This window comes from Clostridium moutaii, assembly GCF_041205085.1.
Classification (GTDB): domain Bacteria; phylum Bacillota; class Clostridia; order Clostridiales; family Clostridiaceae; genus Clostridium_B; species Clostridium_B moutaii.
The window spans coordinates 1-12,853 of the sequence record NZ_JBGEWD010000014.1 but is presented as its reverse complement, the minus strand read 5'-3'; the positions used below and the strand labels follow the sequence as shown (position 1 = coordinate 12,853).

The window sequence follows — 12,853 nt, the reverse complement described above, 5'->3', positions numbered from 1 at the left end:
ATAATGAAAACACTAAATATATGTATTGACATTGATGGAACAATTACCGATCCATATTTTTGGCTAAATAGTGCAAATGCCTACTTTAATAAAAATCTGACTGTTGATGAAATAACACAATATGACATCAGTAAAGCTATGGGCGTACCTAAAAGTGAGTATGTGGACTTTTATAATAAAAACAAATTCAGGCTTCACGGCAAGGAAGAGAATATACGTAAAGATGCAAAAAAAGTAATTCAAAAACTTATAGAGGAGCATAATATTTATTTCGTAACTGCAAGAGACAAAGATCTGGAAATTTTAACTCACCACTATTTGAAAAAGAACCGCATTCCTTATGACAATGTTTTTGTGTTAGGTACTACTTATAAAGTGGATATGGCCAAAAAATTAAGCTGTGATATATTTATAGAAGATAGTTATGAAAATTCCCTCCAGCTATCTCAAAACGGATTCAAAGTACTTTTAATAAATACAAACTATAACCAGATGCAATTGAACGAAAATATAACAAGAGTTTTCAATTGGGAACAGATACATGATATTATAGATAAAATGCTATTACAGCAGGAAACTATGTAATAGCATTTTTTATTAACTTTAACTATCTTCTTTAGCAGCTATACACACTGCAATAACTATAAATATTCCCCCTATAAAAAAGCTTGGGGTAAGTTTTTCTCCAAGATAAATCCACCCTAAGATTGAACCTGTAACAGGCTGAAAAAATAAAAATAAGGAACCAATTCCAGCATCCATAAGTTCAATTCCTTTATTCCATAAAAAAAATGCACCGGCGGTAGATACAATCCCAAGGTAAATCAAACCCAACATAATCTGTCTGTTACCCAAAATCAATGAAAAATTATTATGTTGTGCCATCATAAATGGTGTAGTAAATATCAATGCAAACAATATGGCATAAGTAGTTATACTCAGAGAATCCAAGCGTTTAGATGCAACTTTCACATAAACAGACAATAGTGCCCAGGTAACTGCAGCTCCAACAAGAACTATGTTACCTAAAATATGTTTCATAAACATGGTATCCAATCCAATGACTATAATAACTCCTGCTGTAGCAAGCACAAGTGAAATGATTTTTTTTCTGGTAAATAATTCACCTAAAATAAATCTTGCAAATAAAATTACAAATACAGGTGTTGATGCTGTAATCAATGAACCCATATGAGCATCGGAGAACTTTGTCCCTATAAACTGCAGACATATGGAAATAAAATAGCCTATAAACCCTATCCATGCTATGAGAAGCCAGTCCTTCTTTTTTATAACCACTTTAGAGCCCTTTTTATATTGAATGAACATAAGCACTATAAACAATACTGTAAATGCAATAACATATCTAAGCCATACCAAAGTCACAGGTGGAACGAATTGCAGTATATATTTACTGACTACATACATTCCTCCCCATATAGAAGCTGCTAAAAATAAATATATGGAACCAATTAATCTTTTTTTCATCATTAAATACCCTCTATCTCATTATTTTATATAAAATAATATCCAAGACGAGGCGCATTGATTTAATCGTTAATCCTCATCTCAGTTTAAAGATGAGCAGCTGGTTGATCATTTTCAAATAAGTTAAAATAATACATTTCATTTACCCCCCTCTTTCAATACGTTTAGAAACTATACTTACGCCTTGATGCCTTTGCGGTACTCATTATCCATATTCACCTCTTCAAAGGTGCTCATGTTATTGATGACAGCCATAGCGCTGCCCACGATTCCCATGGCAATGGGGCAGCCAGTACCCTCTCCAAGACGCATGCCGAGATTCAGCATCGGTCTTAATTCCATTGCTTCTGCCGCAAGCCTGTACGCAGGTTCTTCAGAAATATGGGAGGGAATCATAAATTCCTTTGTAAGAGGGTTGAATTTATATGCCAGCAATGCCGCGGCGATTGAAATCACGCCGTCGGTGATCACCGGTTTTCGGTAATAGGCCGCTCCTATGTACAATCCCGCCATGGCTGCGATATCAAGGCCTCCCACCTTGGAAAGGATGTCGACAATGTCACCCGCATCAGGTTTATGCATCGCAAGCGCTGCAGTGATCACACGCTTTTTATTTTCAAAAGCTTCATCACTTAGGCCACCGCCTCTTCCCACGGCCTTTTCCACATCGTTTATTTCAAGCGCTGCCATGATGCAGGCCGCAGCAGTGGAGGTGTTGCCCATACCGACCTCGCCGGCTCCGATGAGATCGTAGCCCTCACTGAAAGCGGTTTTTGCAAATTCAAAACCCACTTCTATGGCTTTTAACGCGATCTCACGGCTCATGGCTTTCTCTTTGTAAAAATTGCCGGTGCCATTTGGCATAAGCCTTCTGTTGCAAATACGCGGATCTTCAATTTCACCAATAATGCCCATATCAACAAGCCGGAGGTCCACATGATTGTACTCGCAAAGAACATTGATCCCGCATTTTTTCCCTGAAGCATAGCCCCTCATCAAAAAGTTTGTGAAATATTGCGGGGCCGCAGCCACACCTTCCGCATAGATGCCGTTATCTGCCCCAAACACAAAATGTACTTTTTTCTCCACACTGCTTTTTACTTTACCTGTAATGCCCGCCATCTGAATACTGATGCTTTCAAGCACACCCAAACTGCCGGCTGGTTTTACAAGGCTGTCCTGCAGGCTGCGCGCAGCCTCAGCCGCTTTTGTGTCCAGCCCTATGATTTTTTCTGAAATTTCTTTAAGTATCATTTTACTACCTCCAATGTTTTTAAAATTTATGGCAAACCAGTTTCCCAAAAGCCTAGCCACAGGGAGAAGAACTTCTGAAAACAAGAAAGATATATCTCTGAGTCCACTGCTTCCACTGTTCGGCATGGACCGGTCCAGCCAAAAGATGGGCATTACTAATGCTTCCCATCAGCTGCCTGTACACTAATGGGATGTTTTGTCAGCGCAGCAAATACAAGCCCTATGAGTATCCACACCAGAATGATATATGGGTATATGTTTGACGGATAGGATGGAATCGGATAGATACTGCAAACCAGAGAGATCAGCAGGACGATGATGGCGAGAAGAGGCAAAATAAGATTCTGGACTTTCCATATTTTCGTTCTGTAAAAATACACAACACCCGATAGAGTGATAAGAAAATAGGCTACAAGAACGGCAAGGGAAGCCGCGGTAAATGCAGCACCAAAGAGCACACTGCTATTCTGCCCTGTTGAAATAAAATAAATAAGCTGAATTGCCATCAAGATAATCATGACTGCCGAAACAGTCACATAGGGTGTACTATATCTGCTGTAAACCTTTGAGAGACTTTTATGGATGATTCCATAATATACTATACTATAATATAAAAAATATTTGCTGTCAACATGAATCTGGGCTGTTCCCAGGGCACACGGTGGTTATTTATTTTTACAGAAAATATACCCCATACCCTTGCTTACTCTATATGTAACACTTGTGTCTTGTTCTAATCTAAAGTACAATAATCTAAAATTGCCATGTCAATAAAAATGACTCAAATCCAGAAGGACATTTTACCGTAATTTCAATTCAAAAGATGAAGTACTGACTCTGATTATGGAATATATATTTCATAATCGTTCCAAAGGTTTCCGTTTGCGACTTTTCGGTTCCTTTATTCAAATTGACATAACGAACTGCGGAACAAGTGCAAAAACAATATGGCATAAGCAGTTATGCTCAGAGAATCCAATCGTACTACCATAACATACCTAAGCCATACTAAAGTGACAGGTGGAACAAATTGCAGTATATATTTACTGACTACATACATTCCTCCCCGTATAAAAGCTGCTAAAAATAAATATGATATAAAAAAATTAATACAGATCAATAAATATTACAAGTATTAATTTCGACTCATTATCATGACATCTGTTGCCTTTATATCTGTACTAACATTTGATCCAACTCTAATGCAGAGATTATTTATTGCCGTAGTCGGAATTATTGCTGAAACAATATTTCCGCATCCAATATCCACAACTACTTTTCCCACTATACTTCCTCTATTTATTTCGGTAACTACACCGGGGAAACGATTCCTTGCACTAAAACCATTGCCGCCATTTTGCTTTCTTATCATTACAGAAGTTGCTATAAAGATAACATTAACTCTTGATCCAGATCTAAGATTAAGATTTTTTATTGAAGTAGCTGTAATTACAGCAGAAGCCAAATGATTGCATCCCAAATCAATTTGCACTTCTCCAACTACTCCAGTTACTTCTACTGATGTAACCACTCCAGGAAGCTGATTCAGTGTACTTAATGTCATATCTGAATTATTACAATCATTAGATTCCGGCATAGCTTCATAATCATTTTCTGAAGAATATCTATATCTATATGGACAACCTCTTTTATATATTTCCGGATAATAATTTATAGGTTTATTATTGTAGCAGAACCCATTGCAGTTTACATGCATTTTTAAATCCTCCAAATAATATTGTATACAGAATTATTTTATATATATTGATTGGATTTTATTACTATTTTGGGGATTAAATTCCTATCATCATTTACCTCCAATCACTTTCTACATTATGATAGATGCAGATATAATTGTCCAAACTTATCTAGGGGTTTGAGAGTCAGCGCCTCCGGGCAGCCTTTCACCGCCCGCCTTACGGATCAGGTCATAGCTTAATTCATATCTCTGGTTTTTCTCCATCGTAAAAACTTTGGATTGTATTTAACGCACGCTGCCGCAGATTGTACACCATGCAGGTCGTCACCTCCATGTATTTGGATATTTTTTCGTCCGACCAAGAAATAACGGCAATAGCTTTCATACACAAAAGCCATTGCCGTCCAAGATGGGTCTATCAATGCCTCACGCCGTTCTCCGTTTATAAGCCAGCATGGCGAATATATACGCAACAATTAGAATACCCAGACACCACGCGAGTGCAATCCAAATGTCGTTGCCAACAGGCTGCCGCGCGAGCAGAGAACGGATCGCGTCGACGATGGAGGTAACCGGCTGATTTTCGGCAAAAGCACGCACTGGCCCGGGCATGGACACCGTGGGTACAAACGCCGAACTGATAAAGGAATGGGAAGAAAAGGTCTTTAGAAATGCTAAAAAGAAAGGCATTAAGAAAAGTGCTAATACAATTGATTTGATAGGAATAATTGGTGTAGTTAGTGATTGCCATGTAGTAACTATTTTTTTGCTAGAGATTAAAGAATTAGCGAGAGTTGAGAAGTTGCGTATAAGTGTATATATTCATATATCTTTTCTTACTGCATTAAGGAAGGGAATACATATGAAACCATAGAATGATAAGAACTATATTATTTTTAAGTAGGTGTTAATGGTGATAAGGAATAGACTTCTGGAAATAAGATTGAAGATGGGATATAAAAAGCAAAAGGACTTTGCCGAGTTTTTAGGTTTAGATGGTAATGACTATAACAGAATTGAAAATAATAAGAAGCAAGTAACAATAGAGACGGCTTTTAACATATCTGAAAAGTTAGGCATTAAAATTGAAGATATATTTTATAAGTCCAATCAATAGGGCTTATTTTTTTGTGTACTAAACTTAATGTCTATACATTTTTTTATAATAAAGATAAAGTTTTTCTTAATGGACAAGCAACTTTTATAATATATGACATAAGATATACTAGTAGTTGCAACACGGCATCGTTCTATAGCTTGTTTCAGAAATTGAGCAATTTTAATGACTATCATCATGTGAGTTTATACTTAAATATGATAGTTTTTATCGGCTCAACTTCTGAATCCAAACCTATTCATTTTTTCACAATGTTATTTTTTCTGTGGCTGTGGCTTCACAATATAAATTTTTCCTGTCTTGGGGTCCAAAACGGCAGATCCTACATTGCCACTTGAACTTTTATCTTTCATCTGCGTGGTTAATTCTTTCGGATTGTTGATCTTTATAAGCTGTTTTTGGTTTAAAATGATCACCAGGTTTTTCATGTTTATATTCCAGAAAATAATAATTGAAAGTAAAAGCCCACAGATAAAAACAAGCATAACATCAACCAGATTTACCATGCTTTCCATGGGATTTATCTCTTCCCTGTAACTGGCTCTTTTGGATTGAAGTCGTCCTCTGTTCAACATAATCTTCTCCTTTTGCTGTATAAATTACTTCGCCCCGGTTTTAGAAGTATCTTTGCTTTTACTTTCCGCAGGTTTAATAATATACATTTTTTTTGTCACCGGATCTTCATAAACCTGTCCCATATCTTGATAACTATTACTCTTTGTCTTGTTAATCTGGTTACTCGCATTCATGTTAATATTCCAGAGAGAAGCAATTGAAACCATTAAGCCGCAGGCGAAAATCAGCATGATGTCAATTAAATTGACCACGCTTTCCATCGGGCTAATTGCCTGCCGGTTATATTTTCTTCTAGGCTTGATTAATCTTTTTCTCATAGCTTTTTTTCATTCCTTTCTCATCAATTAAGCCGATTAGCTTATCAGGAACATCAATGATCTTATCCATCAAACTTTCTACGATAGCTTCATTGGTGCTGATATAACCCTCATACCAGTGACCTCTCAAATAGGAAATTGAGAAACAAATCGCTGCGACGAATACTCCGGATATGGTCGTATCAAAACCGACGCCGATAGAGCTGGAAAGAGTCTTGATATCGCCCTTCCCCAAGGCTACAATTCCGGGGCCCAATGGAATCAAGGTGCCCAGCAGGCCGATCATTGGCCCCAGTTTGGCGATTAGATCAGTAGGCGCCATAATTTTCCGATAATAAGCGTCTTCTATGCTTATTAGTTTTTGCGCATAGGCTGCCAGAGAATTTTCTGGCATATTTTCGGCCTCAGTTAGTTTTACGGCAAGCTGTTTCTGACGCTTAAGCAGTTTGCTGTCCTTGATAATTTGTAGGGCACTTCCTTTCCCCACGCGGTTGATCTTCTTTAACAGTTCTGGAACGTCTTCTTTCATTTTACTACGTTCTATGATGTACTCCATTAGGAAATCCCCAATTTGCCAGATTGTGATGACGATCATAATAAGCAGGACAACCATACAAGGGTTGAGAATGCCTTGGCCGAAAGTGTGAAGAATGTTTCTTAAAAAAATTCCCATCATAATAACCTCCAAATTTTCGCGATAAGGTAGTCTGTTAGTTTCAATTTGAGAGCTAACCGGCTATCCTTTTTTTCTTAAATGTAAAACTTTTATTTTTATAAATTCACGGAGCGTTTGTTTATTATTGTAAGGCAAACGCTGTCGTTTGATTAGCACAATGATAGAATGCCCTATTGATAGAATACCCTATTGATAGAATGCCCTATTGCCTGATAACAAATGCCTTCTTAACTATTCTTAACTATTACTGAGCAGGGCTAAATCCAAAGTATTTGAAAACACTGCCGCCGTTAATGGGTAGGTCTGTTGATTTAGCGATATCTGCTTTGAGAAAATTAACAAGTGCCTGGGATGCTGGTGCTCTGCTGACAGTATCACTCATGGCAGCATTCGTGATGCCAATAGGATAGATGATATTAACATCTTCGGTAGCTAACACGATAAGATTAGAGTCAGTTTTAGCGTCAGTTGCATAGACAGAGCCGAGTTGGTTCACATTATTAGCAACAGCGGTCAGCACATTGGTAACATTGCTATATAGCGTTGCATGAGTTAAAATGTCATTCCATGTAGTGCTGTCAATGGCATCGAATACCTGCTTTGTGTAGGTTCCTGCCGGTACAACAGCCGGGTCTCCAACGGCAATTGTCGTGCCGGGATTATCATTCAACCAACCTAATACGTCTGAATATTGAAGGCTGTTTTCTGTAAGACCGGTGTTTGGATTTGCGATGAGCACCAATTTATTATTAAGCAAATTGTATACCGTGTCAGCTTGTATGATATTTGCAGTGACCGCAGAATTCATTCGCGCCAAGTCCGCAGAGATGAAAATATCGGCGCTGTGATTGGGATCCGCTATCATCTGATTGAGCAGATTTCCGGAGCTGTCATAGGTCACATTAACCTTTATGTTGGCATTCTGGTCCTCAAACGCTCTTAGCAGGGTGCCGCTCGGATACGCTCCGTCCACCCCCCGCTCGCCAAGGGAATAACGCGTGCTGGCAGCTGCCATTAAATTAAGCGTTGTTGTTGAATTGGTGTCGGTGGACGCCGCAAATGTAGGAGTCACGAAGCCCAGCATTAGTACTAAGCTCAACGCAAAGGATGAAACGAACTTCAAGAGTTTATTGAATTTCATTATTTATCACTCCTTAATAATTTTTTTGTAAATGTGCCATGAATCAAGGCATTTGTTATGAAGGCTTAAGGCACTCTATCATTGCGCTAATCTGGACTAAGAAAATATATATCTTTTCAACGTGTACCGTTTAACAGCGGTGCACGTTGAAAGCTAAGTTAAGCACATTTTATCTTATTTTTATCAATTCCCGGAGCGTTTACTGCTCGCGGCTTTTTCTGTATCGCCTAAATCCTCCTAGACCCGCTAGGATAACAATAAATAGAAGCAGTACTCTAATGATGATCGGATTATTTTGGATTGCATCCTTGACGACCTCGTAAATGGCCTCACTTTTTGAAACTGGTTTCGCTGCTTTTTCGGATACTGCTGTCGATTTGCCCGAGGTATTGCTGGCATCTTCTACAGGTGCTGGGTTCGACGCTGTAACCGATTTGTCTGTTATCGGTGCAGTATTAGGGCTGTTCGATGCTACTAATGTAGTCGCTTGAGCACCAAGTGCGGTGCTGCCAGGCTTACCAGAAACAGATGGATTTACTCCAATTGGATTGCTATTGCCCTTTGGATTGTTATTACCTGTTGGATTGTTGTCTCCAGTTGGATTATCATTTCCAGTTGGATTGTTATTACCTGTTGGATTATTGTCTCCAGTTGGATTATCATTTCCAGTTGGATTGTTACCACCAGTTGGATTATCATTTCCAGTTGAATCGTTACCACCAGTTGAATTATCATTTCCAGTTGGATTATTACCACCAGTTGGATTATCGCTAGAAGTATTGTTGTCGCCGATACCGGCATGGTCGCCCGAGCCAACAATTGGGCTTCCGTTTGTGGCGATGCCCTTATCGACTTCGCCGAAACTGTTGTTGCCTGAGATGTCGAGCCCGCTTAGACCCTGTGCGGCACTGCCCATAATGCCGCCGACGTAGATATAATCTGGGTTAATCGGCTTCGGAATCCCATAATAGCTGTTATCCACGGCATTGGGATCAACCGTGCTGATTACCTTTCCAGAGTTGGTGGAGTTCGTAATCTTTATGCTCGTGTCGCCATAGATGCTCCATGAGGGGCCTGCAACGCCGACGATACCGCCTAGGTTATTCGCCGTGCCCGTGACGACACCGGAGTTTTGACAGCCTTCGACGTTCACGGTGATGTCAATTGCACCACCGAGTATTCCGCCGGCGGAGTTCATATAAGGCGGATTGTATATTCCCGACGCACCCGACGATGTCTGAGCTATTGAGATAACTTTTCCTGTGTTGCTGCAGTTGATGAAGTCGGCGGTGCAATTGTCGCCTTGGGTTATCCCGCAGATTCCGCCGATTGTTAATTCGCCGGTGATATTGCCTGAGTTTACGCAGTTAATAATAACCGAATGCGTCGGCGCTGCAATGTCAAATCCGCCGAGCGCGCCGACAATGCCGCCGATATCGCCACGTTTGCCTCCCGTGATATTGCCGCTGTTCGTGCAGTTCGAAATGGTACTGTTCGTCGCCATATACGCAATACCGCCGTTCATGCCGTCGGTTGAGTTGATATCCGCTTTGTTGTGGCAATTTTCGATGAGGCCGTTCATGATTGTATTGGCGATACCTCCGCCGCCGACAGGCCCAGTAAAGTTAAGCGAGCCGTCAACGGTCAGGTTTTTAATCGTAGCGCCTTCGCAGCAGCCGAAAATCGAGGAATTTTTGATAGTCACTGTATATCCCGCGCCATCGAACGTGCCGGCGTAATAAGTATAAACTGGGCCGTTGATTCTTCCTATTCCCGAGAATTGCGCCGACGGCACTTTGGACATATCAATGTTGTTCACAAGCCGGCCGTTAATCTTGTTTTGCGTGCCTGATTCGACATTATTGTTTACGGTCTGGTAGAACCAGAGGATGTCGCCCACCGTTGACAGCAAATAAGTCCCGTCCGCGTCGGTAAGAGGCGGCTCCGAATTGTAGATGTATATACCGGGCGAAACTGAACTTACTTTCGTAAGAGAGAAGCTATCGGGGTTGGAGGCACTGTTTGCGTTCGAATTCCCGCTATCATCCGTAAATGTCGTATTGTCTAGCGCGTCGCTAATGCCCGAATTGATCGAGCCGGTCTTAATATAGTAGTTGCCCGTATAAACCGCCGGAGCTGCTGTGGCCTTGCCGACAATCCCTCCTGCATTCAGCTTGGAGTCCGTTGCGGTGACGTTGCCGAGATTGAAGTTAGCTGCGATGGACGAGTCGGACGAGTCGTTTTTGCCGACAATTCCGCCGGCAGAAGCATCTGAACCGGTGACCGCGGCGTTATTGTACGATTGCAAAACACTTGTACCAGTGCCGTAAATGGCACCGACGATGCCGCCGGTACTGCCGCCGGAACCGCTGACCGCGCCGGTGTTGAATACGGTGTTGAACGTCGTGCCTGTGGCTTGCCCGGCAACGCCGCCGGTATTGCCGACGCCGCTGACTGCACCGCCGCCGCTCCATAGTTTACCGACTGCGTCGTAGACGCCGTTGCCGCTTTCCTTGATAATGCCGTTTTTAATCGAACCGACGATACTCCCTGTGTTGGTTCCGCCGCTGATATTGCCATTATTGTAGCAATGGTACATCTGCCGGTTCGAGTCGGTCGTCTGACCCGTCCCGTCAAACATGCCTGCGATACCGCCGACGTTGACGTTACTGCCTTGTACCGCCGTGACGGAAATACTGCCATTGTATATTGTTTTGCTGTAAGCGCTACCGCCATAGTTCGAGAATCCGACGATGCCGCCGATATTCGCTCCGTCAGAGGCTGTGCCGGATATCGACACGCTGCTTATGATTGACGGGGTGATGCTACTACCGGTCGATACGCCCACAAGACCTCCGACGTTCGCGCCTCCGAAGGCGCCGGTAATGGTACCTGCCACCGATACACCGGTAAGAGCACCTCCGCTACCCAAGTAATTGACCAAACCGCCGACGTCTGAGCTTCCGTCCGTTACCACGCGGGCAATTTTGATCGTGTGATTCCCGCCTGAAATCGTTCCTACAAACGGATGGTCCTTCGTGCCGATACCGGCGAAAGTCGTTCCTGTCATGTCAATATCGTTTTTTATAGTAGCGTTGATAGCGGTATAGCCCAAAGTATTGACCGCGTCCGCAAACGTCAGCACGTCGGCCGGAGTGTATAAGTTGTAAGAACCGGCTTTGCCGGAGACGGAAGCCATGGTAAGGCTGGTGATTGCCCTCGTCAGCGTTATACTTCCGTCCGTAGATCCAGCGATAGCGATAGTCCCGAGGCTTTCCTGCGCTGATACCATGTTAGCGTTATCAACGTCTATCGTCGTCAGACCATCGCCCGTGGCTTTCGCGCGTATGGACGGGTCGGTGAACAGCACCATACAGGGTGAAACGGTGACCTTACGCGTACCCTCGCTGTCGGAAGGCAGTATTTTGAACACCAGCTTGAGATCAAGCATCTCACCCTTTTTAATAATAGGGGTCACTCCGTCCGATTCGACCCATATATCCGCGCCATAATTTGGTTGACTATTTAAAGCCCAAACGATGACATTCAACTTTCCCGCCAAAATTTCGGCGTTGGCCGCTTTAGTCGCGACAGGATCCAATTGTAAATCCGATGCAAGGTTTTTATTGCCACCATAGTTGATGTTTGTTTTAAATCCGTACACGTCCTTATCGGTCGGTGCCGTAATCTTTGCAGTGACCGTAGTGGACTGTTCGTTGCCGCCAACATTGGCGGTAGGCGTGTCAAACACCACGCTGGCGGAAAATAAAGTATGCAGATTGGCGGCGGAACCGCTGAGTAAAGCGATCAAGGCCTTGCCCGCCGCTACTGCGTCACAGATTTTGGTATAGGTGTCAAGTTCTGCGCTGGTTTCACCTGGATCCGTGAACAGCACCAGCTGGTTTTCCAAACTGCCGACGTTGACAGTAAGGTCTTCCGTCGCCGACTTCGCCGTGCCGACTACCTTAAACTTCAAGATAAGAGTAAGCGGTGTGCCGGCGGTGATAACCTTCGTTTGCCCGACCGGATCACAGGCAAAACTCACATATCCGGCTATCGGGGTATCCACCGTCAGACCGCTTATCCCGCTGTTTGCGGCTTGAGTGGCAATTAGATCCGGCATTATCTTGCCGTAAGGCGTATGGGCACTGGAAGGGTCTTTAAACGTTGCCTTAAAGCCGTACGCGTCCACTTCCGAGTTGATCGTCGCCTCGACTGTAAGCGTGTCGCCGATTTTACCGGAATCCGGGCCGACCACCGCAAGTGTAAAGTTTGGGGCCGGCAAAGTCTTCGTTTTCGCAGTAATACTGCTCAATTCTTTACCATCGATGTCCAAAGCCTTGACGGTAAACGTATAATCTGTGTCGGCAGTTAAACCAGTGACATTGTACTCCGAGTCAGTTTTTGTGCAAGTAGCTATCTTTGTAATATCATTAAACACTTCATAAGTGTTTATATATGGATTAGCCGATTGTGGCCAGTTTAATGTCAGAGTAGTTGATTTAATATTCTTGACACTAAGCGCATCAGTTGGCACCGAGACGGCGCAATTCGCCGTAAATCCCCCGTCAGCTGTAGTGACAGT

Annotated in this window: 13 protein-coding genes and 1 pseudogene; 3 read left to right on the top strand and 11 right to left on the bottom strand. The window is 42.5% G+C overall.

The window, feature by feature from the left end; all coding sequences use genetic code 11:
• Positions 1-3: 3 nt before the first annotated feature.
• Positions 4-585: a hypothetical protein gene (locus tag AB8U03_RS13325; protein WP_369705045.1), complete on the top strand. Its 582-nt coding sequence runs from the start codon at positions 4-6 to the stop codon at positions 583-585.
• A gap of 18 nt (positions 586-603) precedes the next feature.
• Here the strand turns inward: AB8U03_RS13325 and AB8U03_RS13320 are convergent, their stop codons facing one another.
• From AB8U03_RS13320 to AB8U03_RS13295, 6 genes and pseudogenes are all read right to left on the bottom strand, one after another.
• On the bottom strand, positions 604-1,491 hold the full coding sequence (locus AB8U03_RS13320) for a DMT family transporter (protein WP_369705044.1): 888 nt from the start codon (positions 1,489-1,491) through the stop codon (positions 604-606).
• Between the two features lie 174 nt (positions 1,492-1,665).
• Positions 1,666-2,742, bottom strand: a complete 1,077-nt coding sequence (gene cobT / locus AB8U03_RS13315; protein WP_369705043.1) for a nicotinate-nucleotide--dimethylbenzimidazole phosphoribosyltransferase — start codon at positions 2,740-2,742, stop codon at positions 1,666-1,668.
• Between the two features lie 155 nt (positions 2,743-2,897).
• Complete coding sequence (locus tag AB8U03_RS13310) at positions 2,898-3,278, bottom strand: hypothetical protein (protein ID WP_369705042.1); 381 nt, start codon at positions 3,276-3,278, stop codon at positions 2,898-2,900.
• Between the two features lie 599 nt (positions 3,279-3,877).
• Entirely contained in the window at positions 3,878-4,459 is a 582-nt protein-coding gene (locus AB8U03_RS13305) for a TOBE domain-containing protein (RefSeq protein ID WP_369705041.1), read from the bottom strand.
• Positions 4,460-4,677: 218 nt separating this feature from the next.
• The gene (locus tag AB8U03_RS13300; protein ID WP_369705118.1) at positions 4,678-4,917 is read right to left on the bottom strand and encodes a hypothetical protein; all 240 of its coding nucleotides are present in this window, start codon (positions 4,915-4,917) and stop codon (positions 4,678-4,680) included.
• A pseudogene (locus AB8U03_RS13295) lies at positions 4,868-5,086 on the bottom strand (ABC transporter permease); the annotation flags it as partial. The pseudogene AB8U03_RS13295 and the gene AB8U03_RS13300, both read right to left, overlap by 50 nt.
• Between AB8U03_RS13295 and AB8U03_RS13290 the strand changes: the two are divergent.
• Both AB8U03_RS13290 and AB8U03_RS13285 read left to right on the top strand, forming a co-directional pair.
• Positions 5,052-5,315, top strand: coding sequence for a hypothetical protein (locus AB8U03_RS13290; protein ID WP_369705117.1), 264 nt, complete (start codon positions 5,052-5,054; stop codon positions 5,313-5,315). The pseudogene AB8U03_RS13295 and the gene AB8U03_RS13290 sit on opposite strands and share 35 nt — an antisense overlap.
• Before the next feature lie 36 nt (positions 5,316-5,351).
• The gene (locus AB8U03_RS13285) at positions 5,352-5,558 is read left to right on the top strand and encodes a helix-turn-helix transcriptional regulator (RefSeq protein ID WP_369705040.1); all 207 of its coding nucleotides are present in this window, start codon (positions 5,352-5,354) and stop codon (positions 5,556-5,558) included.
• Positions 5,559-5,812: 254 nt separating this feature from the next.
• Here the strand turns inward: AB8U03_RS13285 and AB8U03_RS13280 are convergent, their stop codons facing one another.
• From AB8U03_RS13280 to AB8U03_RS13260, 5 genes are all read right to left on the bottom strand, one after another.
• On the bottom strand, positions 5,813-6,133 hold the full coding sequence (locus tag AB8U03_RS13280) for a DUF2149 domain-containing protein (RefSeq protein ID WP_369705039.1): 321 nt from the start codon (positions 6,131-6,133) through the stop codon (positions 5,813-5,815).
• 24 nt (positions 6,134-6,157) lie between these two features.
• Entirely contained in the window at positions 6,158-6,394 is a 237-nt protein-coding gene (locus AB8U03_RS13275) for a DUF2149 domain-containing protein (protein WP_369705038.1), read from the bottom strand.
• A 31-nt stretch (positions 6,395-6,425) separates the two neighbouring features.
• The gene (locus tag AB8U03_RS13270; protein WP_369705037.1) at positions 6,426-7,127 is read right to left on the bottom strand and encodes a MotA/TolQ/ExbB proton channel family protein; all 702 of its coding nucleotides are present in this window, start codon (positions 7,125-7,127) and stop codon (positions 6,426-6,428) included.
• A 244-nt stretch (positions 7,128-7,371) separates the two neighbouring features.
• Positions 7,372-8,268 carry a molybdate ABC transporter substrate-binding protein gene (modA, locus tag AB8U03_RS13265; protein WP_369705036.1) on the bottom strand — a complete coding sequence of 299 codons (897 nt, stop codon included), beginning with the start codon at positions 8,266-8,268 and terminating at the stop codon, positions 7,372-7,374.
• A 199-nt stretch (positions 8,269-8,467) separates the two neighbouring features.
• Entirely contained in the window at positions 8,468-12,805 is a 4,338-nt protein-coding gene (locus AB8U03_RS13260) for a fibronectin type III domain-containing protein (protein ID WP_369705035.1), read from the bottom strand.
• Between the last annotated feature and the right edge of the window lie 48 nt (positions 12,806-12,853).